Source organism: Streptomyces sp. NPDC030820 (assembly GCF_055572075.1).
In genome coordinates, this window is record NZ_JBVIEB010000003.1 from 257,931 (window position 1) to 280,447 (window position 22,517).

The following is a 22,517-nucleotide window of genomic DNA, read 5'->3' on the forward strand; positions in this document are numbered from 1 at the left end:
GCCGGGGTGCCGGGCCGTTTATAGGCCCGGCTCCCGCGCGGCGGACGAGGCCCCGCCGAACAGATCTCCTCCCGCCGGACTACCGGGGTCCTGGCAGCCTCACCGACCGGTGGTCACACCCGGCCATGGCAGAAAAGGTGGGAAACACGTCATTGCGGCCGTGAATCCGGGGGCGAAGAATCGAGGACATGCCGCAGCGCACGCTCCTCTTCGTCCTCTTCGACGGCGTCCAGAGCCTCGACGTCACCGGCCCTCTGGAGGTGTTCGCGGGTGCCGAGAAGCACACGCCGGGCACCTACCGGGTCCGTACGGCCTCGCTGGACGGCGGACCGGTGCGCACCTCCAGCGGCCTGACCCTCGTACCGGACGAGGCGCTCACCACCACCGCCGACCCGCACACCCTGCTGGTGCCCGGCGGCGAGGGCACGCGCCACCCCGACCCCCAGGTGATCGACTGGCTGCGCGCCCGCGGACCGCGCGTCCCGCGCCTGGTCTCGGTGTGCACGGGCGCCATCCTGGTCGCCGCCGCCGGACTCCTCGACGGCCGCCGGGCGACGACCCACTGGGCCTACTGCGACAAGCTCGCCCGCGACCACCCGGCGGTCGCCGTGGATCCGGAGCCCATCTACGTCCGGGACGGGCACGTCGCCACCTCGGCCGGGGTGACCTCCGGCATCGACCTGGCCCTCGCCCTGGTCGAGGAGGACCTGGACCGGGATGTCGCGCTCGCCGTCGCCCGGCATCTGGTGGTGTTCCTGCGCCGGCCCGGCAACCAGGCGCAGTTCAGTGCCCAGCTCGCCGCGCAGACCGCGCAGCGCACACCGCTGCGCGAGGTCCAGCGCTGGATCGCCGAGCACCCGGCCGACGACCTGACGATCGACGCGCTCGCCGCCCGCGCCCGGCTTTCACCACGCCACTTCGCACGCGCCTTCCGCGAGGAGACCGGCATGACCCCCGGCCGCTACGTCGACCGGGTCCGCCTGGAACACGCCCGCCGCCTGCTGGAGGACACCCCCGACAACATCGAGGAGGTCGCCCGCTCCAGCGGCTACGGCACCCCCGAGGCCATGCGCCGCGCCTTCATCAAGACCCTCGCCACGCCCCCGGCCGAATACCGCCGCCGCTTCCGCCCGGCCGCGGCCCCCTGAGCCGGCCGCCGGCACCGACGTTCTGCGCCCGGCGACGGCCCACCGAACAGGCCGTCGCCGACGGACGCCCGCATCGGCCCTTGCCCGTCGAGGCCCCACATCGCCCCTGATACTCCGCCGCGCCCGCCCAACGACTTCAGCACGGACGTTCACCGAAGGGACACCCCATGCAGATCGCCATCGTCGTCTACGACCGGTTCACCGCCCTCGACGCCGTCGGCCCCTACGAGATCCTCTCCCGCCTCCCCGGTGCCGAGACCGTGTTCGTCGCCGAACGCACCGGTCCCGTCCGCACCGACACCCGTGCGCTCGGGGTCGTCGCCGACCGTTCGCTGGCCGAGGTGACGCGGCCGGACCTCGTGGTCGTCCCGGGCGGCCCGGGGCAGAGCGACCTGATGGAGCACCGGCCCCTGCTGGACTGGCTGCGCGATGTCGACGCGACCAGCACCTGGACCACCTCGGTGTGCACGGGGTCGCTGCTGCTGGCCGCCGCAGGCCTGCTGGAGGGCCGGCGTGCGACCTCCCACTGGCTGGCGCTCGACCAGCTGAAGCGGTTCGGCGCCGAACCGGCCGAGGAGCGGGTGGTGTCGGACGGAAAGTACGTCACCGCGGCCGGTGTCTCCGCCGGCATCGACATGGCCCTCACCCTGGCCGGCCGCATCGCCGACGACGAACACGCCCAGGCCCTCCAGCTCGCCACGGAGTACGACCCGCAGCCGCCCTACGCCGCCGGCTCCCCGCGCAAGGCCCCCGCCCACCTCGTCGAGCAGTTGCGGGCGCGGAGCCGTTTCATCCTGAAGTAGACACGCTCCACGTGAACCGCGGCTGCCGGCGCTCCAGGAACGCGGCGACCCCTTCCGCGGTGTCGGGGTTGCCGCGGGCCGCCCGCGCCCAGTGGGCGTCCCGGTCGGTACGGCCGCCCGCGAACTCCTTCGCGGCGGCCTGGGTCAGCTGCGAGCGGGAGACCAGGACCCGCGCCAACTCGGCGACCCGCTTGTCCAGTTCGCCCTCCGGCAGCACCTCGTCCACCAGCCCGGTGGCGAGCGCCCGCCCGGCGTCGATCAACTCGGCCGTGAACAACAGGTACTTCGCGGTGGCCGGACCCACCAGCGACACCAGCCGACGGGTTGAGGAGGCCGGATAGACGATGCCGAGCCGCGCCGGAGTCACGCCGAACAGCGCGCCCTCCTCCGCCAGTCGCAGGTCGCAGGCCGCGGCGAGCTGTGCGCCGCCGCCCACGCAGTGTCCGCGCACGGCGGCCACGGTCGGCTTGGGGAACGCGGCGAGCGCCTCCTCGGCGGCCACGGCGAGTCCCTGTGCCTCCTCGGGGGAGCCCTGGAGCGTGCTGATGTCCGCGCCCGCGCAGAAGGTTCCGCCCGCACCGGTGAGCACCAGTGCCCGTACGACGGGGTCGTGCTCCAACTCGTCCAGCAGCGGCGGGAGGGCCCGCCACATCGCGGCCGTCATGGCGTTGCGCTTGGCCGGGTTGCGGATGACGACGGTGGCGACAGCGCCTTCGATGCGGTGCGACAGCTGGGGCTCCATGCGCGGATCGTATCGGGGGGTCCGGCGGGCCCGGAGAGCGCGGGTCGGCAGACGCGGCACGTTACGAAACCTGCCCAATGGGGACAAAGAGGGAGGGGGTGGCAGGCGGCGTGGACCGAGGAGGTGGCGATGGCCAGGGCCGGCACACGCAGAGACGGCGCGACGAAACTCCACCGTGGCTTCAGCCTGCTCACCGCGCTCGGTGTGCTCCTCGTGCTCGCCGGGATCGTCGGACTCGTCTACACCGGGGTCGCCACGCTCACCTCGATGCTGCTCTTCGGCTGGCTGCTGCTGATCGGCGGGATCGTCGGTCTGGTGCACGCGATCCAGGCCCGCGGCACCAGCTTCTTCTGGCTCGGTGTCATCGTCGCCGCCCTGAACATCGCGGCCGGCGTCGTCGTCATCCGCCTGCCGCACGCGGCGGCGGCCGCGCTCACCATGTTCGCCGCGCTGCTGTTCCTCTCCGCGGGCCTCTTCCGGCTGGTCGGCGGCCTGGTCGTGCGCGGACCGCAGCTCGGCTGGACGCTGCTGCTCGGCGCCTTCGACCTGCTGCTCGGGATCCTGGTGCTCGGCTCGTGGCCGAGCAGCAGTCAGTACGTCATCGGTGCCTTCTTCTCGCTCGCCCTGCTCTTCGACGGCCTCGGCCTCGTGGCCACCGGCTACGGCGGGAGCCGTGTCGTCGGGCTCGTCTCCCAGCGGGGGTAGCCCAAACCCGTACGACCCGATTAGTTCGCGAACCGGCGTCCGGGCGACAGGAACAGTCCCACACGTGACCGTGTCATACGCACTCGGTCAGAAACCGCTCGATACCCGCTGACTTGTGTTCAGTCCTGGGGGTCGGAGCGCATCGTTACCAACACTCGACGTGTGGTGACAATCGAGCGCGAGGGTGGCGACCGGACGATGGACAACCACGGGCGCGGGGACGGACCGCGCCCAGCGGGGGGCGCCGAGCGGCTGCCCGATCCACTGCCGTACGAAGGCGTCTGGCGGTTCACCGCCGCCGCGGTGGACGCCTCGGTCCCGCAGGCCCGGCACGCCGTACGGGACCTGCTGCTGCGCCAGGGCGTGCCGGTCTCCGACGAGCTGGTGTACGGCCTGCTGCTGATCGTCTCGGAGCTGGTCACCAACGCTGTCCGGCACGCGGCGCTGCTGTCGCCGATGCTGGCCGTGGAGGTCGCCGTCGGGGCCGAGTGGGTGCGGGTGTCCGTGGAGGACAACCATCCCTACCGTCCGACGGCCCTGGAGGCCGACCACGGCCAGACCGGTGGCCGGGGCCTGCTGCTGGTCCGCGAGGTGGCGCGGGAGGCGGGCGGGACGGTCGACGTGGAGCACACCGCGAGCGGCGGCAAGGTGATCTGGGCCGCCCTGCCGCTCAAGCCCGCGACGCTCCTGTAGCTAAGACGGCGAGGCGGCCACGGCCCGGGTCGGCGTGACCACTGAACGCAGGCCGGTCGGCCCCGCAGATCGGCGGGACTGCCATAACGCTGCAGGTCGGCGGGACCGTGGAACGGCAGGCCGGTGTGTGCGGCGACCGGTCAGGCGGCGAGGTTGCCGAACCGCAGGCGGTCGGCCCCGCAGGGCGGCGGGACTGCCATAGCGCTGCAGGTCGGCGGGACCGTGGAACGGCAGGCCGGTGTGCGTGGCGACCGGGGGCAGGCGGCGAGTGCGCCCGAGGTCGGCGAGGTTGCCGAACCGCAGGCGGGGTGAGACTGCGGGTTGGTGGGAGTGACGTAGGGCTGCAGGTCGGCGGACCGCGAAACCTCAGGCCGGTGTGCGTGAGGACCCGGCAGGTGGCGGGGCTGCTGTGACCCATGGCCGACGAGGCCAGGCCCGCCGGTGCTGTCGTGGTGCCGCAGGCCCGCGTGTTGGCGTGGGTGGGTCACCAGCCCGCGGACGGGCCCGTCAGTTCCCTGATCGCCGGGCGGGACGCGTCCAGGACCGTCATGAACCAGGCCGAGAAGGGGTCGCGGGCGTGTCGCTCGGCCAGCTCGGCGGCCGTCACGAAGGCGGTCTGGGCGACCTCCTCCGCGTCCGGCGCGAGCGGCGCCTGCACCAGGCCGACGAACAGGTGGTTGTACTCCTGCTCGACCAGGCCCGAGGCGGGGTCCGGGTGGTTGTAGCGGACCGTGCCCGCCTCCGCCAGCAGCGAGGGCGACACGCCGAGCTCCTCGAACGTGCGCCGGGCCGCCGCGGCGAACGGCGCCTCGCCCGGGTACGGGTGGCCACAGCAGGTGTTGGACCACACGCCGGGGGAGTGGTACTTGCCGAGCGCCCGCTGCTGCAGGAGCAACCGGCCCTGTTCGTCGAAGAGGAACACCGAGAACGCGCGGTGCAGCTGTCCCGGCGGCTGGTGCGCGGCGAGCTTCTCCGCCGTGCCGATCGTCACACCCTTCTCGTCGACCAGTTCCAGCAAAATCGCCTCTGCGGTGCCATTCGACGAGCTGTGCGTCGCGGTGGCAGGTGTGATCGGCATACCCATCCTTCGCCTCGGTCTTCGCACCCCAAGTCTGCCGTACGAATCCGGCACTCCCGGCACTTCCCGGCACGTCCGCGCGCGGCGCGGCACGGAATGCGGACCCGGTAGATCATCGTGCCCGGTCAGGAGATCACGGAACCGTCCGAGGCGGGTGTCGAACGTCTGTGCGTACGCCTGTGTGTGCCGTCAGTGGCACAGTCGCGCCTCGTGCTCCGCGTGCCCGCTCGGCTCCAGCTGGAAGGTGCAGTGCGCCACGTCGAAGTGGTCGCCGAGGCAGCCCTGCAGCTCGTGCAGCAACTTCTCGTGGCCGACGGCGCTGAGCACGTCCGAGCTGACCACCACATGCGCCGACAGCACCGGCATCCCGGAGGTGATCGTCCACGCGTGCAGGTCGTGTACGTCCTTCACGCCGTCCAGCGCCAGGATGTGCGCCCGCACCTCGGCCATGTCGACGTTCTTCGGTGCCGCCTCCAGCAGCACGTCCAGCGTCTCGCGCAGCAGCTTCAGTGTCCTCGGCACGATCATCAGGCCGATGACCAGCGAGGCGACCGGGTCGGCGCCCTGCCAGCCGGTGGTCAGGATCACCGCCGCCGACACCAGCACCGCGAACGAGCCCAGCGCGTCCGCGGCGACCTCCAGGAAGGCGCCGCGCACGTTCAGGCTCTCCTTCTGCCCGCGCATCAGCAGGGTCAGCGAGACCGAGTTCGCGACCAGGCCGATCAGACCGAACACGATCATCAGGCCGCCGCGGGTCTCCGCGGGCGTCACGAACCGCTGGATCGCCTCGTACAGGACGTATCCGCCGACCCCGAGCAGCAGCACACAGTTGGCCAGGGCGGCGAGGATCTCGGCGCGGGCGTAGCCGAAGGTGCGGTTGGTGCTCGGCGGGCGGTTGGCGAAGTGGATCGCGAGCAGGGACATGCCGAGGCCCACCGCGTCGGTCGCCATGTGCGCCGCGTCCGCGATCAGCGCGAGCGAGTCCGCGACCAGACCGCCGACGATCTCCACCACCATGATCGTGAGCGTGATGCCCAGCGCGATCCGCAGTCGGCCCCGGAACGCGGCCGCGGCCGTACCCGTGGGCGGCGCATGGCTGTGCGCGTGCCCGTGGTCGTGCCCTGCCCCCATGACGTCCGCCCTTTCGTATCCGTCCGGCTTGGCCCAGTGAACTACGGGTGGGGGGTATGGGGCAACGCGGCACTGAACACCGTTGTCATGTGCCTTGACCTGCGGAAACGTTCCGCAGGTCAGAATGGGTGAGGCTCATCGGCTCATCCTCGGTCCGTCCTCGGCTCGGGTCCGCCCTCGGCTCAGGTTCGTCCTCGACTCAGCCGCCGTGATGCAGCTGCCAGCCCTGCCAGGCCGAGGCGACCATCTCGTGGACCCCGCGCCGGGCCCGCCAGCCCAGCTGCTCGGCAGCCCGCGCGGCCGAGGCGACCGCGCGCGGCGTGTCCCCCGGCCTGCGCGCCTCCACCACCGGCTCCCGGCGGTCCCCGGAGACCTCCCCGATGACCGTGATCAGCTCGCGCACCGAGACGCCCTCGCCCCGCCCGATGTTCAGCGTCAGATCGCCGGACACGCCCCCGTCGGCGAGCCGGCGCGCCGCGGCGAGGTGGGCCTCGGCGAGGTCGGCCACATGGATGTAGTCCCTGATGCAGGTGCCGTCCGGCGTCGGATAGTCGGCGCCGAAGATCCGCGGGGCCTCGTCGCGGGTGAGCCGGTCGAAGACCATCGGCACGATGTTGAACACACCGGTGTCCGCGAGCTCCGGCACCGCCGCGCCCGCCACGTTGAAGTAGCGCAGGCACACCGTGGAGATTCCGTGCGCTTTTCCGGCCGCCCGCACCAGCCACTCACCGGCCAGCTTGGTCTCGCCGTAGGGGTTCACCGGCGCACACGGGGTGTCCTCGGTGATCAGGTCCACGTCCGGGTTGCCGTACACCGCCGCCGACGAGGAGAACACCAGGCGGTCGATCCCCGCCTCGGCGACCGCGTCCAGCAGTGTGGCCAGACCGCCGACGTTCTCCCGGTAGTACCGAGTGGGCTGCGCCACCGACTCGGCGACCTGCTTGCGCGCCGCGAGATGGACGACGCCCGTGACGTCGTACTCGGCGAAGACCCGCTTCAGCCGGTCCCCGTCCAGCGTCGAGCCCTCGACCAGCGGGACGTCCGCGGGCAGCCGGGCGGGCACCGCCGCCGACAGATCGTCCAGCGCCACGACGCTCTCCCCGGCGCCGGCCATGGCCCGTGCCACATGCGCCCCGATGTATCCGGCTCCGCCGGTGATCAGCCACGTCATGGTCGTTCACCTTATGCCGAGGTGCCGACGCGCCGGGTGTCCCGGATGCCCTGGTCTGCGCCGACGGGTTTGTGGGGTGGGCCCCGGATCCCCGATGATGATCGCGGCAAAGGCCGGGGCAGCCCCCGTGGGCCGGGCCGTGAACGGCCGGTGAACAAGGGCTCCCGCCCATCGGATAGCCTCTGCCGACATGCCGCCCGGGTGCCGCTGGCAGGGCGCCCCACCACGAAAGAGACCGGCGCTCGCGTCGGCACCCAGGGAGTGAGTTCGGTTGTCGACCGCCATCGTCACCGGTCAGCCGGTCCCCGGATCGTCCCTCGAGAACGATCTGCGGTCGCTCGGCTTCGACGTCCGGGTGGCAGCGGACGCCGCCGAGGCGGAGACCCTGCTCGCCGCGGCGCCCGCCAGCGACCGTGTGGCCCTGGTCGACGCGCGCTTCGTCGGTCACCGGCACACCCTGCGTCTCGGCCTGACCGACCCGCGCTTCGCTCTCTCCGCGATCCCCGGCGCCGTCACCGCCCAGCCGGCCGCCCGGCAGGAGCTGGCCCGGGCCGTGGCCCGCGAGACCTCCGTCGGCGCAGGCACCGCGCATGGGGGTGCCCCCGCGCGAGCGAAGTCGAGCGTGGGGGACGTGGACAGCCTCGCCGACCGCGTCGTCACCGCCCTCGACGCCGACGGCTGCGAGGTGCACCGGCCGGAACTCGGCAGCCTGGTCGCCGCCGTCCCCGCCGACCCGCAGGCCCGCAACGAGGCACGGCAGGCCGTCGCCGCCGTCGACGACGAGGCCGTACGCCTGAGGTCGGCGGTGAAGTCCCGCGACGGCTTCTTCACCACCTTCTTCATCAGCCCTTACTCGCGCTACATCGCCCGCTGGTGCGCCCGTCGCGGTCTGACCCCGAACCAGGTCACCACGGCCTCGCTGCTCACCGCGCTCATCGCGGCGGGCTGCGCGGCCACGGGCACCCGCGGCGGCTTCATAGCAGCCGGTGTGCTGCTGATCGCCTCCTTCGTGCTGGACTGCACCGACGGCCAGCTCGCCCGCTACGCCCTGAAGTACTCCACGCTCGGCGCCTGGCTCGACGCCACCTTCGACCGGGCCAAGGAGTACGCCTACTACGCCGGCCTCGCGCTGGGAGCGGCCCGGGGCGGCGACGACGTGTGGGCCCTCGCCCTCGGCGCGATGGTCCTGCAGACCTGCCGGCACGTGGTCGACTTCTCCTTCAACGAGGCCAACCACGACGCCGCCGCCAACACCAGCCCCACCGCCGCGCTCTCGGACAAGCTCGACAGCGTCGGCTGGACGGTGTGGGTGCGGCGGATGATAGTCCTGCCGATCGGCGAGCGCTGGGCGATGATCGCGGTCCTCACCGCGGCCACCACGCCCCGGATCACCTTCTACGTCCTGCTCGTCGGCTGCGCCTTCGCCGCGACCTACACCACGGCCGGACGCGTCCTGCGCTCCCTCACCCGCAAGGCCCGGCGCACCGACCGGGCCGCCCGGGCGCTGGCGGACCTCGCCGACTCCGGACCACTGGCGGACGCCCTCGGGCGGGTCGCACAGCGGGGCCTGCCCGGTCTCGCCGTGCCCGCCGCAGCCTTCCTGGGCGGTGCCGCGGTGGTCGCCTGCTCCGCCCTCACCGGCCACGGCTCGGTGCTGCCGGCGATCGGCGCCCTGGTCTACGTCCTCACCTCGGCCCTCGCCGTCGCCCGCCCCCTCAAGGGCACCCTCGACTGGCTGGTCCCGCCCTTCTTCCGGGCCGCCGAGTACGGCACCGTGCTCGCCCTCGCCGGTGAAGCAGGGGTGAACGGCGCCCTCCCCGCGGCTTTCGGCCTGGTGGCGGCCGTCGCCTACCATCACTACGACACGGTGTACCGCATCCGCGGCAACGCCGGAGCGCCCCCGGCCTGGCTGGTGCGCGTCATCGGGGGGCACGAGGGGCGGACGCTGCTCGTCACCGTCCTGGCCGCGGTGCTCACCGCCTCGCAGTTCACGGTCGCGCTCACGGTCCTCGCCGTGGCCGTCGCCCTCGTGGTGCTCGCCGAGAGCATCCGCTTCTGGGTCTCCGCAGGGGCCCCAGCCGTACACGACGAAGGAGAACCCGCATGATCGGCCTCGTGCTGGCGGCCGGCGCCGGACGGCGTCTGCGCCCCTACACCGACACCCTGCCCAAGGCGCTGGTGCCGGTGGGGCCCGCGGGCATAGAGGGCGAACCCACGGTCCTCGACCTCACCCTCGCCAACTTCGCCGAGGTCGGTCTGACCGAGGTCGCGATCATCGTCGGCTACCGCAAGGAGGCCGTGTACGAGCGCAAGGCGGCCCTGGAGCAGAAGTACGGCCTCAAGCTCACCCTCATCGACAACGACAAGGCCGAGGAGTGGAACAACGCCTACTCCCTGTGGTGCGGCCGTGACGCGCTCAAGGACGGTGTGATCCTCGCCAACGGCGACACCGTGCACCCGGTCTCCGTCGAGAAGACACTGCTCGCGGCCCGCGGCGAGGGCAAGAGGATCATCCTCGCGCTGGACACCGTGAAGTCCCTCGCGGACGAGGAGATGAAGGTCGTCGTCGAGCCCGGGAAGGGCATGACGAAGATCACCAAGCTGATGGACCCGGCCGAGGCCACCGGCGAGTACATCGGCGTCACCCTGATCGAGGGCGATGCCGCCCCCGAGCTGGCCGACGCGCTGAAGACGGTCTGGGAGACGGACCCGCAGCAGTTCTACGAGCACGGGTACCAGGAGCTGGTCAACCGCGGCTTCCGGATCGACGTGGCGCCGATCGGCGACGTCAAGTGGGTCGAGATCGACAACCACGACGACCTCGCCAAGGGACGGGAGATCGCGTGCCACTACTGACCCGGCTGATTCCCTCGCCGGTCGTCGTGGACATCCGCCCGGGTGCCCTGGACGACCTGGCCTGTGTCCTCGCCGACGAGCGCATCGCGCAGTCCGGCCGGCTCGCCGTCGCCGTCAGCGGTGGCTCCGGCACCAAGCTGCGCGAGCGCATCGCCCCCTCGCTGCCCGGCGCCAGCTGGTACGAGGTCGGCGGCGGCACCCTCGACGACGCGATCCGGCTGGCCGGCGAGATGAAGTCCGGCCACTACGACGCCGTGGTCGGCCTCGGCGGCGGCAAGATCATCGACTGCGCCAAGTTCGCCGCGGCCCGCGTCGGCCTGCCCCTGGTCGCCGTGCCGACGAACCTCGCGCACGACGGCCTGTGCTCGCCGGTCGCCACCCTCGACAACGACGCGGGGCGCGGCTCCTACGGCGTGCCGAACCCCATCGCGGTCGTCATCGACCTGGACGTCATCCGCGAGGCCCCGGCCCGCTTCGTCCGGGCCGGCATCGGCGACGCGATCTCCAACATCAACGCGGTCGCGGACTGGGAGCTGTCCCACCGCGTGACGGGCGAGAAGGTCGACGGTCTCGCCGCGGCCATGGCCCGCCAGGCGGGCGAGGCGGTCCTGAGGCACCCCGGCGGCATCGGCGACAACGACTTCCTCCAGGTGCTCGCCGAGGCACTGGTCCTCACCGGTATCTCGATGTCGATCTCCGGCGACTCCCGGCCCGCTTCCGGCTCCTGCCACGAGATCAACCACGCCTTCGACCTGCTCTTCCCCAAGCGGGCCGCCGCCCACGGCGAGCAGTGCGGGCTCGGCGCTGCCTTCGCGATGTATGTGCGCGGGGCGCACGAGGAGGCGGTCCACACGGCCGGGGTGCTGCGGCACCACGGCCTTCCGGTGCTGCCGGAGGAGATCGGCTTCAGCGTGGACGAGTTCGTCCGCGTCGTGGAGTTCGCCCCGGAGACCCGCCCCGGCCGTTACACGATCCTCGAACACCTCGCCCTCAAGACGAACCAGATCAAGGACATCTACGCCGACTATGTCAAGGCCATCGGTAGCTGAACTCCGTCCGGTCGTCCACCCCGCGGGGGTGAAGGACCGGCGCAGCGGTGAGCACTGGATGGGACGCCTCTACATGCGAGAGGTCTCCCTGCGCGTCGACCGCTACCTGGTGAACACCAGGGTCACGCCCAACCAGCTCACGTACCTGATGACCGTCTTCGGCGTGCTCGCGGCCCCGGCACTTCTGGTTCCGGGGATCCCGGGCGCCGTGCTCGGCGTGGTGTGCGTCCAGATGTATCTGCTGCTGGACTGCGTCGACGGCGAGATCGCGCGCTGGAAGAAGCAGTACTCGCTGAACGGCGTCTACCTGGACCGGGTCGGCGCCTATCTGACCGACGCCGCCGTGCTCACCGGCTTCGGCCTGCGCGCCGCCGACCTGTGGGGCGGCGGCCGTATCGACTGGCTGTGGGCCTTCCTCGGCACGCTCGCCGCGCTCGGTGCCATTCTCATCAAGGCCGAGACCGACCTGGTCGGCGTCGCCCGCCACCAGGCCGGCAAGCCCCCGGTCAAGGAGGCCGCCGCCGAGATGCGTTCCTCCGGCATGGCACTGGCCCGGCGTGCCGCCGCCGCGCTCAAGTTCCACCGGCTGATCCTCGGCATCGAGGCGTCCCTGCTGATCCTGGTCCTGGCCATCGTGGACCAGGTGCGCGGCGACCTGTTCTTTACCCGGCTGGGCGTCGCGGTGCTGGCCGGCATCGCCCTGCTGCAGACCCTGCTGCACCTGGTGTCCATCCTCGCCTCCAGCAGGCTGAAGTGAGCACGGCCATGCGGGTCGGCGCCGTCATCATCACCATGGGCAACCGGCCCGAGGAGCTGCGGGCCCTGCTCGACTCGGTCGCCAAGCAGGACGGCGGCCGAATCGAGGTGGTCGTCGTCGGCAACGGCTCGCCGGTCCCGGACGTGCCCGACGGCGTACGGACGATCGAGCTGCCCGAGAACCTGGGCATCCCCGGCGGCCGCAACGTCGGCATAGAGGCCTTCGGTCCCGGCGGCCGGGACGTCGACATATTGCTCTTCCTCGACGACGACGGGCTGCTCGCCCGTCATGACACCGCCGAGCTGTGCCGCGAGGCCTTCGCCGCGGACCCGCAGCTCGGCATCATCAGCTTCCGCATCGCCGATCCGGAGACCGGCGAGACCCAGCGCCGCCATGTGCCCCGGCTGCGCGCCTCCGACCCGATGCGCTCCTCCCGGGTCACCACCTTCCTGGGCGGTGCCAACGCCGTCCGCACCAGAGTGTTCGCCGAGGTCGGCGGGCTGCCGGACGAGTTCTTCTACGCCCATGAGGAGACCGACCTGGCCTGGCGGGCCCTCGACGCCGGCTGGATGATCGACTACCGGTCGGACATGGTGCTGTACCACCCGACGACCGCGCCCTCGCGGCACGCGGTCTACCACCGCATGGTCGCCCGCAACCGCGTGTGGCTGGCCCGCCGTAACCTCCCCGCCCTCCTGGTCCCCGTCTACCTCGGGGTCTGGATGCTGCTCACCCTGGTCCGCCGCCCCTCCCGTCCGGCCCTGCGGGCCTGGTTCGGCGGGTTCAAGGAGGGCTGGACCACTGGGTGCGGTCCCCGCCGCCCGATGCGCTGGCGCACGGTGTGGCGGCTGACCCGGCTGGGCCGGCCCCCGGTGATCTGAGAAGCTTCTCTTACCGAAGAGAGCAAGCTTCTTACCCAAGAGAGTCCGGATTTCCACTCGTGAGTCACACAACCCATGACGGCGGTGTCGCGGTGAGCGCGATACCGTCGCCCGACGAGGGGCTGACGGCGGCGCAACTCGCCGCCAAGTACGGGCTCGCCGTGAGCGGCGCCCGGCCCTCGCTGCCCGAGTACGTCCGCCAGCTGTGGGGGCGGCGCCACTTCATCCTCGCCTTCTCCCAGGCGAAGCTGACGGCGCAGTACAGCCAGGCCAAGCTCGGCCAGCTGTGGCAGGTGGCGACGCCCCTGCTGAACGCGGGCGTGTACTACTTCATCTTCGGCGTGATCCTGCACGCGAGCCGCGGCCTGTCCCAGGACGTGTACATCCCGTTCCTGGTCACGGGCGTGTTCGTGTTCACCTTCACGCAGAGCTCGGTCATGTCGGGTGTCCGGGCGATCTCCGGCAACCTGGGCCTGGTGCGCGCCCTGCACTTCCCGCGCGCCTCGCTGCCCATCTCCTTCTCGCTGCAGCAGCTCCAGCAGCTGCTGTTCTCGATGATCGTGATGTTCGTCGTGGCGATCGGCTTCGGCAGCTACCCGAGCCCCGCCTGGCTGCTGATCGTGCCGGTCCTGCTGCTGCAGTTCCTGTTCAACACCGGGCTCGCGCTGATCGTGGCCCGCATGGGCGCCAAGACGCCGGACCTCGCCCAGCTGATGCCGTTCATCCTGCGCACCTGGATGTACACCTCCGGCGTGATGTTCTCCATCAACAAGATGATGGAGGGCCGCTCCGAGATCGCGGTCCGGCTGCTCCAGGTCAATCCGGCCGCGGTCTACATGGACCTGATGCGCTACGCGCTGATCGACGGCTACGGCGCCTCGAACCTGCCGCCGCACGTGTGGGCCATCGCGCTGTTCTGGGCCGTGGTCGTCTTCGCCGGCGGTTTCGTGTACTTCTGGAAGGCGGAGGAGAGGTATGGCCGTGGCTGAGCAGAACGCCGAGCGGAGCACCGGGCAGAACGCCGTGCAGCACACGGGGGAGCGTCGCCCCACGGTCATCGCGGACGACCTGCACATCGTCTACCGCGTCAACGGCGCCAAGACGGGCAAGGGCAGCGCGACGGCCGCCCTGAGCCGCATCATCAAGCGCGGCGAGGAGCGCGGGGTGCGCAAGGTGCACGCCGTGCGCGGCGTGTCCTTCGTGGCCTACCGCGGCGAGGCCATCGGCCTGATCGGCTCCAACGGCTCGGGCAAGTCCACCCTGCTGCGCGCCATCGCCGGCCTGCTGCCCGCCGAGAAGGGCAAGGTCTACACCGACGGCCAGCCCTCGCTGCTCGGCGTCAACGCGGCCCTGATGAACGACCTGACCGGTGAGCGCAACGTCATCCTCGGCGGCCTCGCCATGGGGATGTCCCGGGAGCAGATCAAGGAGCGCTATCAGGACATCGTCGACTTCTCGGGGATCAACGAGAAGGGCGACTTCATCACCCTGCCGATGCGCACGTACTCCTCCGGTATGGCCGCCCGGCTGCGGTTCTCCATCGCCGCCGCCAAGGACCACGACGTCCTCATGATCGACGAGGCGCTCGCCACCGGCGACCGCAAGTTCCAGAAGCGCTCCGAGGAACGCATCCGGGAACTGCGCAAGGAGGCCGGCACGGTGTTTCTGGTCAGTCACAACAACAAGTCCATCCGTGACACCTGCGACCGCGTCCTGTGGCTGGAGCGCGGGGAGCTGCGCATGGACGGACCGACCGAAGAGGTCTTGAAGGAGTACGAGAAGTTCACGGGCAAGTAGCCCGTTTCGGCCAGGGCCCCGCCGGAAGCCGTCCGGCGGGGCCCGGCGTCTGCAAAGGAACCGTCAACTCCGTTTGGCGTCAGGAATCTTGACGCCAATCGGTGTGTTGTTGTGATGTGCAGGACACCCCGACGGACCTTGCTGCGTTGTACAACGTAAGCTGTACCGGTGCCGGAAAGCGGCAAGTGGGGCGATAATGCGCGACACCCTGCGCCAGGGCGCCCCCGCGGATTGCCGGGCGGCGTGTCCGAAATAGTGTCTATTGGGTCGGCAGTGTAGAACGGGAGATGTGACGGCAATGGCTACGGAAACTCCCCAGCTCAACGCAGCATGTGCCGTCCCCGCGCCGGGCAGCGCCCGATGACGGCCACCGAAACGGCGCCGGATCCGGAACGCGCCACCCTGGACAAGGCCACGAGCGAGAACTTTCCCGTGGCCCCCTTCTTCCTGCCCAAGGCCTGGCGCGAGGACCTCATGGCCGTCTACGGCTTCGCCCGTCTGGTCGACGACATCGGCGACGGCGACCTCGCCCCCGGCGGCGCCGACGCCCGGCTGCTCGGCGTGTCGCCCGCCGAGGCCGCGGACCGGCTGGTCCTCCTCGACGCCTTCGAGACCGACCTGCGCCGCGTCTTCGACGGCACCCCGCACCACCCGCTGCTGCGCCGTCTCCAGCCCACCGTCCGCCGCCGCTCCCTCACCCCCGAGCCGTTCCTCGGCCTGATCGCCGCCAACCGCCAGGACCAGCTCGTCACCCGCTACGAGACCTACGACGACCTGCTCGCCTACTGTGAACTGTCCGCCAACCCCGTCGGCCGCCTCGTCCTCGCCGTCACCGGCACCTCGACCCCCGAGCGGATCCGGCTGTCCGACAGGATCTGCACCGCGTTGCAGATCGTGGAACATCTCCAGGATGTCGCCGAGGACCTCGGCCGTGACCGGATCTACCTCCCGGCCGAGGACATGAAGCGCTTTCACGTCGAGGAAACGGATCTCTCCGCGAAAAGCGCGAGCGCATCGGTGCGCGCCCTGGTTGCATACGAGGCGCAACGCGCCCGCGTTCTGCTGAATGAAGGCGCCCCCCTGGTGGGTAGCGTCCACGGCAGGTTGAAGCTGCTGCTCGCGGGGTTCGTGGCGGGGGGAAGGGCGGCGATCAGGGCGATCGCCGCCGCCGAATACGACGTACTTCCCGGCCCGCCCCGACCCGGCAAGGTCCAGTTGCTGCGTGAGGCGGGCGTGATCCTGCGAGGAGAGGGGTGATCCGGACCGTGGATTCTCCGTCGCACGTGTCCGCACCGGTACTCGCCGCCTACAGCTACTGCGAGACCGTCACCGGGCAGCAGGCACGCAACTTCGCCTATGGCATCCGCTTGCTGCCCACACCCAAGCGCCGCGCCATGTCGGCGCTGTACGCGTTCTCCCGGCGCGTGGACGACATCGGCGACGGCGACCTGGCCGACGAGGTGAAGCTGAAGCGGCTGGAGGACACCAGGGCGCTGCTCGGCCGGGTCCGTCAGGACGAGGTCGAGGAGGACGACACCGACCCGGTCGCGGTCGCTCTCGCCCATGCCGCACGCGCTTTCCCGATCCCGCTCGGCGGCCTCGACGAGCTGATCGACGGCGTCCAGATGGACGTACGCGGCGAGACCTACGAGACCTGGGACGACCTGAAGGTCTACTGCCGGTGTGTCGCCGGTGCCATCGGCCGGCTCTCGCTCGGCGTGTTCGGCACCGAACCGGGCGCGCGCGGCGCCGAGCGCGCACCCGAGTACGCGGACACCCTCGGCCTCGCCCTGCAGCTGACCAACATCCTCAGGGACGTCCGCGAGGACGCGGCCGGCGGCCGTACCTATCTGCCCGCCGACGACCTCGCCAAGTTCGGCTGTTCGGCCGGGTTCGACGGGCCGACGCCGCCGGAGGGTTCCGACTTCGCGGGCCTCGTGCACTTCGAAGTACGGCGGGCCCGCGCCCTTTTCGCCGAGGGCTACCGGCTGCTGCCCATGCTCGACCGGCGCAGCGGCGCGTGCGTCGCCGCCATGGCCGGCATCTACCGCCGGCTGCTGGACCGCATCGAGCGCGACCCGGAGGCCGTGCTGCGCGGCCGGGTCTCGCTGCCCGGACGCGAGAAGGCCTATGTCGCCGTACGCGGTCTGTCCGGTCTGGACACCCGGCATGTGAGCCGCCATGTCTCCCCGCGTTCCGTCAGGAGGCGCGCCTGATGGACCTCACCGAACCAGGAGACATGCGGCAGGCAACCCTCCACCGCGGCGTGGCGTCCCTGACTGCGACGGCCGAGCGTGCACGGTTCCACCTGCACGCTCGGTACGCATGGAAGGACGCAGCAGCATGAGCGAAGGCTCACGCCCCGCAAAGGCGCACGGCACCGCGGAACCCGAGGGCGCCGCAGGCCGCCGCGCGGTCGTGGTCGGCGGCGGGCTCGCCGGGATCACCGCAGCGCTCGCGCTGGCCGACGCGGGTGTCCGCGTCACCTTGCTCGAAGGCAGGCCCAGGCTGGGCGGCCTCGCCTTCTCCTTCCAGCGCGGCGACCTGACCGTCGACAACGGCCAGCACGTGTACCTGCGCTGCTGCACCGCCTACCGCTGGTTCCTCGACCGCATCGAGGGCGCGGCGCTGGCACCGCTGCAGGACCGCCTGGACGTGCCCGTCGTCGACGTCGCCAAGCCCGAGGGCAGGCGGCTCGGCCGGCTGCGGCGCGACCCGCTGCCCGTCCCCCTCCACCTAGGACGCAGCCTGGCCGCCTATCCGCACCTCTCGCTCGCCGAGCGCGCCGCGGTCGGGCGGGCCGCGCTCGCGCTGAAGGGGCTCGACCTCGCCGATCCGACCCTGGACACCCAGGACTTCGGCAGCTGGCTGGCCGCACACGGCCAGTCGGCGCGCGCCGTCGAGGCCCTGTGGGACCTGGTCGGGGTCGCCACCCTCAACGCGGTCGCGGGCGACGCCTCGCTGGGGCTCGCCGCGATGGTGTTCAAGACCGGTCTGCTGTCCGACCCGGGCGCGGCCGACATCGGCTGGGCCCGCGTCCCGCTGGGCGAACTGCACGACCGGCTGGCCCGCAAGGCGCTCGACTCCGCGGGCGTCCGTACCGAGGTCCGTACACGCGTCACCTCCGTCTCTACCAACGAAAACGGCACGTGGAGCGTTCAGGTTCCCGGCCAGCGCCTGGAGACGGACGCCGTCGTCCTCGCCGTACCCCAGCGCGAGGCCCACGACCTGCTGCCGCCCGGCGCCCTCGACACCCCCGAGCAGCTCCTCGCGATCGGCACCGCGCCGATCCTCAACGTCCATGTCGTCTACGACCGCAAGGTGCTCGCGCGCCCCTTCTTCGCGGCCCTCGGCACGCCCGTGCAGTGGGTCTTCGACCGCACCGACGCCTCCGGGCTGACCGAGGGTCAGTACCTGGCACTGTCCCAGTCGGCCGCGCACGGAGAGATCGACCTGCCGGTCGCCGAACTGCGCGAACGCTATCTGCCCGAGTTGGAGCGGCTGATTCCGGGTACGCGGGGCGCCGTGGTGAAGGACTTCTTCGTGACCCGGGAGCGCACGGCCACGTTCGCCCCCACCCCCGGCGTCGGGCGGCTGCGGCCCGGCGCCCGCACCAAGTCCCCCGGCCTGTACCTGGCCGGAGCGTGGACCGCCACCGGGTGGCCCGCGACCATGGAGAGTGCGGTCCGCAGTGGAGTGAGCGCGGCCGACGCCACACTCAGCGCCCTGGGCCGGCCCCGCCCCCGCCATCTCTTCGAGTTCGAGGAGGCGGCCTGATGCTCGATCAGGAGCCCGCGGCAGGCCCCCGCACCCCCGGTACCGCAACAAGAGGAGAGACTGTGCCCACTGTGCCCCCGGCCTCGACGCCCGCCCCACGGGCCGCGGTGGACGTGACCGCGCTGCTGGAGCGCGGCCGCACCCTGGCCACTCCGGTCCTGCGTGCGGCCGTCGACCGGCTGGCGTCTCCCATGGACACCGTCGCCGCCTACCACTTCGGCTGGATCGACGCCCAGGGCAACCCGGCCGACGGCGACGGCGGCAAGGCCGTGCGTCCCGCGCTCGCCGTGCTCTCCGCCGAGGTCACCGGCGCCGCGCCCGAGGTGGGCATCCCCGGTGCCGTCGCCGTCGAACTCGTCCACAACTTCTCGCTGCTGCACGACGACCTGATGGACGGCGACGAGCAGCGCCGGCACCGCGACACCGTCTGGAAGGTGCACGGCCCCGCCCAGGCGATCCTGGTCGGCGACGCCCTGTTCGCCCTCGCCAACGAGGTCCTGCTGGAACTCGGCACCGTCGAGGCCGGCCGCGCCACCCGCCGGCTCACCACCGCCACCCGCGCCCTGATCGACGGTCAGGCGCAGGACATCTCCTACGAGCACCGCGACCGGGTCAGCGTCGAGGAGTGCCTGGAGATGGAGGGCAACAAGACCGGCGCGCTGCTCGCCGCCTCCAGCTCCATCGGCGCGGTCCTCGGCGGCGCGGACGACGCCACCGCCGACGCGCTGGAACGGTACGGCTACCACCTCGGCCTGGCCTTCCAGGCGATCGACGACCTGCTCGGCATCTGGGGCGACCCGGAGGCGACCGGCAAGCAGACCTGGAGCGACCTGCGCCAGCGCAAGAAGTCCCTGCCGGTCGTCGCCGCGCTCGCGGCCGGCGGCGCCGCCTCCGAGCGGCTCGGTGAGATGCTCGCCGCCGACGCCAAGAGCAGCGACTTCGAGAACTTCTCCGAGGAGGAGTTCGCGGCGCGCGCGGCTCTCATCGAGGAGGCCGGCGGCCGCGACTGGACGGCCGAGGAAGCACGCCGTCAGCACACCGTCGCCATCGAAGCCCTCGACGCCGTCGACATGCCCGACCGGGTGCGCGACTCCTTCACGGCGCTCGCCGACTTCGTCGTCGTACGAAAGAGATGATCACTATCGGCCCAACACGCCTCGCGTAGTCGCCGGCCGGTGTCCGAGGATCGACATCAGGACACCGGCCGACGGCGGACCCACAGCAGCACGACTCGCACGACTGCACGAAGGGGAAGCCATGACAGCGACGACCGACGGAAGCACCGGGGCGACTGTGCCGTCCCGCGCTGCCGCGGCCAGCGAAACCACCGCCATCACCACCCCCGAGGCGGCCGGGGTACAACAAGCCGCCGCGTGCGCCGCCCGGCGCGCCACCGACTTCCTGCTCGCGCGGCAGGACGCCCAGGGCTGGTGGAAGGGCGACCTGGAGACCAACGTCACCATGGACGCCGAGGACCTGCTGCTCCGGCAGTTCCTGGGCATCCGGGACGAGAGGACGACGCAGGCCGCCGCGACGTTCATCCGCGGCGAGCAGCGCGAGGACGGCACCTGGGCCACCTTCTACGGCGGGCCCGGCGAGCTGTCCACCACCGTGGAGGCCTATGTCGCCCTGCGCCTGGCCGGCGACGCTCCCGACGAGGCGCACATGGCCAAGGCCTCCGCCTGGATCCGTGAGCGCGGCGGTATCGCCGCCGCCCGTGTGTTCACCCGGATCTGGCTCGCCCTGTTCGGCTGGTGGAAGTGGGAGGACCTGCCCGAGCTGCCGCCGGAGCTGATCTACTTCCCCACCTGGTTCCCGCTCAACATCTACGACTTCGGCTGCTGGGCGCGGCAGACGATCGTGCCGCTCACCGTCGTCTCCGCCAAGCGCCCCGTGCGCCCGGCGCCGTTCCCGCTGGACGAGCTGCACACCGACCCGGCGAACCCCAACCCGCCGCAGCCGCTCGCCCCCGTGGTGAGCTGGGACGGGCTGTTCCAGCGGCTCGACAAGGTGGTCCGCGGCTACCGCAAGGTCGCCGTGCGCAGACTCCGCAGGGCCGCGATGAACTCGGCGGCCCGGTGGATCATCGAACGGCAGGAGAACGACGGCTGCTGGGGCGGCATCCAGCCCCCGGCCGTGTACTCGGTCATCGCCCTGCACCTGCTCGGCTACGACCTCGAACATCCCGTGATGCGCGAGGGCCTCGCCTCGCTGGACCGTTTCGCCGTATGGCGCGAGGACGGCGCCCGGATGATCGAGGCCTGCCAGTCCCCGGTGTGGGACACCTGCCTGGCCACCATCGCACTCGTCGACGCGGGCCTGCCCGTCGACCATCCGCAACTGGTCAAGGCGGCCGACTGGATGCTCGGCGAGGAGATCGTCCGGCCCGGCGACTGGGCCGTACGGCGGCCCGGGCTCCCGCCGGGCGGCTGGGCGTTCGAGTTCCACAACGACAACTACCCCGACATCGACGACACCGCCGAGGTCTCCCTCGCGCTGCGCCGGGTCAGGCACCACGACCCCGAGCGCGTGGACCGGGCGATCGGGCGCGCGGTGCGCTGGAACCTCGGGATGCAGTCGAAGAACGGCGCGTGGGGCGCCTTCGACGTCGACAACACCAGCCCGTTCCCGAACCGGCTGCCGTTCTGCGACTTCGGCGAGGTCATCGACCCGCCGTCGGCCGATGTCACCGCGCATGTCGTGGAGATGCTCGCCGCGGAGGGCCTCGCCCACGATCCGCGCACCCGGCGCGGCATCGACTGGCTGCTGGCCGAACAGGAGCCGGACGGCTCCTGGTTCGGCCGCTGGGGCGTCAACTACATCTACGGCACGGGCTCGGTGGTGCCCGCGCTGACCGCGGCCGGGCTGCCCGGCTCGCACCCGGCGATCCGGCGGGCCGTGGCCTGGCTGGAGAGCGTGCAGAACGACGACGGCGGCTGGGGCGAGGACCTGCGCTCCTACAAGTACGTCAAGGAGTGGAGCGGCCGTGGCGCCTCCACGGCCTCGCAGACCGCGTGGGCGCTGATGGCGCTGCTCGCGGCGGGGGAGCAGGACTCCAAGGCCGTCGAGCGCGGCATCCGGTGGCTCGCGGACACCCAGCGGGAGGACGGCAGCTGGGACGAGCCGTACTTCACCGGCACCGGCTTCCCCTGGGACTTCTCCATCAACTACCACCTGTACCGGCAGGTCTTCCCGCTCACCGCGCTCGGCCGTTATCTGCACGGCGACCCCTTCGAGCGCGGCCTCCTCGCCGGGAAACCGCTTCCCGAGGCAAAGGGGAGCTGACCTTGAGCACCCAGCCCGCACCGCCCCCGTTGCTGATCGCCTGCGCGCTCGGCATCGAGCATCTCGCCCTGCGCACCGGGGACAGGAGCGGGGCGGACGGGCCGGTCAGCTTCCTCCGTACGGGCATGGGCCCCCGTGCGGCGGAACGCTCCCTCACCCGGCAGCTCGCGGTCCCGGCGCTGGCCGACGCGGCCGTACTGGCCACCGGCTTCTGCGCCGGGCTCGCCCCGGGCATGCACCCCGGCGACCTGGTGGTCGCCGAGGAGACCCGGGACCCGCGCGGTGCCGTCGCCTGCGTCGGCACCGAACTGCTCGTCAAGGAACTCGTGCGCATCCTGCCCGGACGCACGGTCCACACCGGCCCGCTCACCGGCTCCGACCATGTCGTGCGGGGCCATGAGCGGTCCGACCTGCTCGCGACCGGCTCGATCGCGGTCGACATGGAGTCGGCGGCCACGCTCCTCACGGCGGTCCGCGGCGGTGAACGCCCGGTCGCGGCCGTACGGGTGGTCGTGGACGCTCCTGAACATGAACTCGTCCGGATCGGCACCGTACGCGGTGGAATATCGGCTTTCCGCGTTCTTCGTTCTGTTCTTCCCGCATTCTTCGAATGGCACCGTTCTTTGCTGCTCCCCCGGAGGTGA

Annotated in this window: 22 protein-coding genes; 18 read left to right on the plus strand and 4 right to left on the minus strand. The window is 71.6% G+C overall.

All coding sequences use genetic code 11. The features are described 5' to 3' along the window. Positions 1 to 188: 188 nt before the first annotated feature. Positions 189 to 1,148, plus strand: a complete 960-nt coding sequence (locus ACZ418_RS09555) for a GlxA family transcriptional regulator (protein ID WP_468359551.1) — start codon at positions 189 to 191, stop codon at positions 1,146 to 1,148. Positions 1,149 to 1,315: 167 nt separating this feature from the next. Continuing rightward, on the plus strand, positions 1,316 to 1,951 hold the full coding sequence (locus ACZ418_RS09560; RefSeq protein ID WP_468359553.1) for a DJ-1/PfpI family protein: 636 nt from the start codon (positions 1,316 to 1,318) through the stop codon (positions 1,949 to 1,951). Here the strand turns inward: ACZ418_RS09560 and ACZ418_RS09565 are convergent. Further along, positions 1,938 to 2,693: an enoyl-CoA hydratase/isomerase family protein gene (locus tag ACZ418_RS09565; protein ID WP_468359556.1), complete on the minus strand. Its 756-nt coding sequence runs from the start codon at positions 2,691 to 2,693 to the stop codon at positions 1,938 to 1,940. The two genes, ACZ418_RS09560 and ACZ418_RS09565, sit on opposite strands and share 14 nt — an antisense overlap. 129 nt (positions 2,694 to 2,822) lie before the next feature. Between ACZ418_RS09565 and ACZ418_RS09570 the strand changes: the two genes are divergently transcribed. Further along, positions 2,823 to 3,398: an HdeD family acid-resistance protein gene (locus tag ACZ418_RS09570; RefSeq protein ID WP_468359559.1), complete on the plus strand. Its 576-nt coding sequence runs from the start codon at positions 2,823 to 2,825 to the stop codon at positions 3,396 to 3,398. Positions 3,399 to 3,596: 198 nt separating this feature from the next. Continuing rightward, positions 3,597 to 4,091 (plus strand): ATP-binding protein, encoded by a 495-nt coding sequence (locus tag ACZ418_RS09575; RefSeq protein WP_468360750.1) that lies wholly within the window; start codon positions 3,597 to 3,599, stop codon positions 4,089 to 4,091. A gap of 484 nt (positions 4,092 to 4,575) precedes the next feature. Here the strand turns inward: ACZ418_RS09575 and idi are convergent, their stop codons facing one another. From idi to galE, 3 genes are all read right to left on the minus strand, one after another. Continuing rightward, on the minus strand, positions 4,576 to 5,169 hold the full coding sequence (gene idi / locus ACZ418_RS09580) for an isopentenyl-diphosphate Delta-isomerase (RefSeq protein ID WP_468359562.1): 594 nt from the start codon (positions 5,167 to 5,169) through the stop codon (positions 4,576 to 4,578). A 189-nt stretch (positions 5,170 to 5,358) separates the two neighbouring features. Further along, on the minus strand, positions 5,359 to 6,300 hold the full coding sequence (locus ACZ418_RS09585) for a cation diffusion facilitator family transporter (RefSeq protein ID WP_468359565.1): 942 nt from the start codon (positions 6,298 to 6,300) through the stop codon (positions 5,359 to 5,361). Positions 6,301 to 6,499: 199 nt separating this feature from the next. Then, on the minus strand, positions 6,500 to 7,471 hold the full coding sequence (gene galE / locus ACZ418_RS09590) for a UDP-glucose 4-epimerase GalE (RefSeq protein WP_468359568.1): 972 nt from the start codon (positions 7,469 to 7,471) through the stop codon (positions 6,500 to 6,502). 271 nt (positions 7,472 to 7,742) lie between these two features. Here galE and ACZ418_RS09595 point away from each other — a divergent pair, with 271 nt between their 5' ends. The 14 genes from ACZ418_RS09595 (at position 7,743) to ACZ418_RS09660 (ending at position 22,517) form a co-directional block, all read left to right on the plus strand. After that, the gene (locus ACZ418_RS09595) at positions 7,743 to 9,578 is read left to right on the plus strand and encodes a DUF5941 domain-containing protein (protein WP_468359571.1); all 1,836 of its coding nucleotides are present in this window, start codon (positions 7,743 to 7,745) and stop codon (positions 9,576 to 9,578) included. Next, entirely contained in the window at positions 9,575 to 10,327 is a 753-nt protein-coding gene (locus ACZ418_RS09600; protein WP_468359574.1) for a phosphocholine cytidylyltransferase family protein, read from the plus strand. Before ACZ418_RS09595 ends, ACZ418_RS09600 begins: the two co-directional genes overlap by 4 nt. After that, complete coding sequence (locus tag ACZ418_RS09605) at positions 10,315 to 11,376, plus strand: iron-containing alcohol dehydrogenase family protein (RefSeq protein ID WP_468359577.1); 1,062 nt, start codon at positions 10,315 to 10,317, stop codon at positions 11,374 to 11,376. Before ACZ418_RS09600 ends, ACZ418_RS09605 begins: the two co-directional genes overlap by 13 nt. Further along, positions 11,354 to 12,133: a CDP-alcohol phosphatidyltransferase family protein gene (locus tag ACZ418_RS09610; protein ID WP_468359580.1), complete on the plus strand. Its 780-nt coding sequence runs from the start codon at positions 11,354 to 11,356 to the stop codon at positions 12,131 to 12,133. Before ACZ418_RS09605 ends, ACZ418_RS09610 begins: the two co-directional genes overlap by 23 nt. Next, the gene (locus ACZ418_RS09615; protein ID WP_468359584.1) at positions 12,130 to 13,014 is read left to right on the plus strand and encodes a glycosyltransferase family 2 protein; all 885 of its coding nucleotides are present in this window, start codon (positions 12,130 to 12,132) and stop codon (positions 13,012 to 13,014) included. Before ACZ418_RS09610 ends, ACZ418_RS09615 begins: the two co-directional genes overlap by 4 nt. Before the next feature lie 59 nt (positions 13,015 to 13,073). Beyond that, positions 13,074 to 14,003, plus strand: coding sequence for an ABC transporter permease (locus ACZ418_RS09620; protein WP_468359587.1), 930 nt, complete (start codon positions 13,074 to 13,076; stop codon positions 14,001 to 14,003). Beyond that, positions 13,990 to 14,811, plus strand: coding sequence for an ABC transporter ATP-binding protein (locus ACZ418_RS09625; RefSeq protein WP_468359590.1), 822 nt, complete (start codon positions 13,990 to 13,992; stop codon positions 14,809 to 14,811). Before ACZ418_RS09620 ends, ACZ418_RS09625 begins: the two co-directional genes overlap by 14 nt. A gap of 360 nt (positions 14,812 to 15,171) precedes the next feature. After that, positions 15,172 to 16,068 carry a squalene synthase HpnC gene (gene hpnC / locus ACZ418_RS09630; RefSeq protein ID WP_468359593.1) on the plus strand — a complete coding sequence of 299 codons (897 nt, stop codon included), beginning with the start codon at positions 15,172 to 15,174 and terminating at the stop codon, positions 16,066 to 16,068. Further along, entirely contained in the window at positions 16,065 to 17,027 is a 963-nt protein-coding gene (gene hpnD, locus ACZ418_RS09635; RefSeq protein WP_468359596.1) for a presqualene diphosphate synthase HpnD, read from the plus strand. The genes hpnC and hpnD overlap by 4 nt, the downstream gene beginning before the upstream one ends. 23 nt (positions 17,028 to 17,050) lie before the next feature. Then, positions 17,051 to 17,158 (plus strand): DUF6380 family protein, encoded by a 108-nt coding sequence (locus ACZ418_RS09640; RefSeq protein WP_468360753.1) that lies wholly within the window; start codon positions 17,051 to 17,053, stop codon positions 17,156 to 17,158. Further along, positions 17,155 to 18,588, plus strand: coding sequence for a hydroxysqualene dehydroxylase HpnE (hpnE, locus tag ACZ418_RS09645; protein WP_468359599.1), 1,434 nt, complete (start codon positions 17,155 to 17,157; stop codon positions 18,586 to 18,588). The genes ACZ418_RS09640 and hpnE overlap by 4 nt, the downstream gene beginning before the upstream one ends. A 71-nt stretch (positions 18,589 to 18,659) precedes the next feature. After that, entirely contained in the window at positions 18,660 to 19,724 is a 1,065-nt protein-coding gene (locus ACZ418_RS09650) for a polyprenyl synthetase family protein (RefSeq protein ID WP_468360756.1), read from the plus strand. 121 nt (positions 19,725 to 19,845) lie between these two features. Next, positions 19,846 to 21,873 (plus strand): squalene--hopene cyclase, encoded by a 2,028-nt coding sequence (shc, locus tag ACZ418_RS09655; protein WP_468359602.1) that lies wholly within the window; start codon positions 19,846 to 19,848, stop codon positions 21,871 to 21,873. A 2-nt stretch (positions 21,874 to 21,875) separates the two neighbouring features. Next, a complete protein-coding gene (locus tag ACZ418_RS09660; RefSeq protein ID WP_468359605.1) occupies positions 21,876 to 22,517 on the plus strand; it encodes a phosphorylase family protein in 642 nt (213 codons plus the stop codon).

Bases quoted from the DNA above. Each gene is read 5' to 3' on its own strand.
- ACZ418_RS09555 (WP_468359551.1), top strand. From the start codon at position 189: ATGCCGCAGCGCACGCTCCTCTTCGTCCTCTTCGACGGCGTCCAGAGC.
- ACZ418_RS09560 (WP_468359553.1), top strand. From the start codon at position 1,316: ATGCAGATCGCCATCGTCGTCTACGACCGGTTCACCGCCCTCGACGCC.
- ACZ418_RS09565 (WP_468359556.1), bottom strand. From the start codon at position 2,693: ATGGAGCCCCAGCTGTCGCACCGCATCGAAGGCGCTGTCGCCACCGTC.
- ACZ418_RS09570 (WP_468359559.1), top strand. From the start codon at position 2,823: ATGGCCAGGGCCGGCACACGCAGAGACGGCGCGACGAAACTCCACCGT.
- ACZ418_RS09575 (WP_468360750.1), top strand. From the start codon at position 3,597: ATGGACAACCACGGGCGCGGGGACGGACCGCGCCCAGCGGGGGGCGCC.
- idi (WP_468359562.1), bottom strand. From the start codon at position 5,169: ATGCCGATCACACCTGCCACCGCGACGCACAGCTCGTCGAATGGCACC.
- ACZ418_RS09585 (WP_468359565.1), bottom strand. From the start codon at position 6,300: ATGGGGGCAGGGCACGACCACGGGCACGCGCACAGCCATGCGCCGCCC.
- galE (WP_468359568.1), bottom strand. From the start codon at position 7,471: ATGACGTGGCTGATCACCGGCGGAGCCGGATACATCGGGGCGCATGTG.
- ACZ418_RS09600 (WP_468359574.1), top strand. From the start codon at position 9,575: ATGATCGGCCTCGTGCTGGCGGCCGGCGCCGGACGGCGTCTGCGCCCC.
- ACZ418_RS09610 (WP_468359580.1), top strand. From the start codon at position 11,354: ATGTCAAGGCCATCGGTAGCTGAACTCCGTCCGGTCGTCCACCCCGCG.
- ACZ418_RS09625 (WP_468359590.1), top strand. From the start codon at position 13,990: ATGGCCGTGGCTGAGCAGAACGCCGAGCGGAGCACCGGGCAGAACGCC.
- hpnC (WP_468359593.1), top strand. From the start codon at position 15,172: ATGACGGCCACCGAAACGGCGCCGGATCCGGAACGCGCCACCCTGGAC.
- ACZ418_RS09640 (WP_468360753.1), top strand. From the start codon at position 17,051: ATGCGGCAGGCAACCCTCCACCGCGGCGTGGCGTCCCTGACTGCGACG.
- hpnE (WP_468359599.1), top strand. From the start codon at position 17,155: ATGAGCGAAGGCTCACGCCCCGCAAAGGCGCACGGCACCGCGGAACCC.
- shc (WP_468359602.1), top strand. From the start codon at position 19,846: ATGACAGCGACGACCGACGGAAGCACCGGGGCGACTGTGCCGTCCCGC.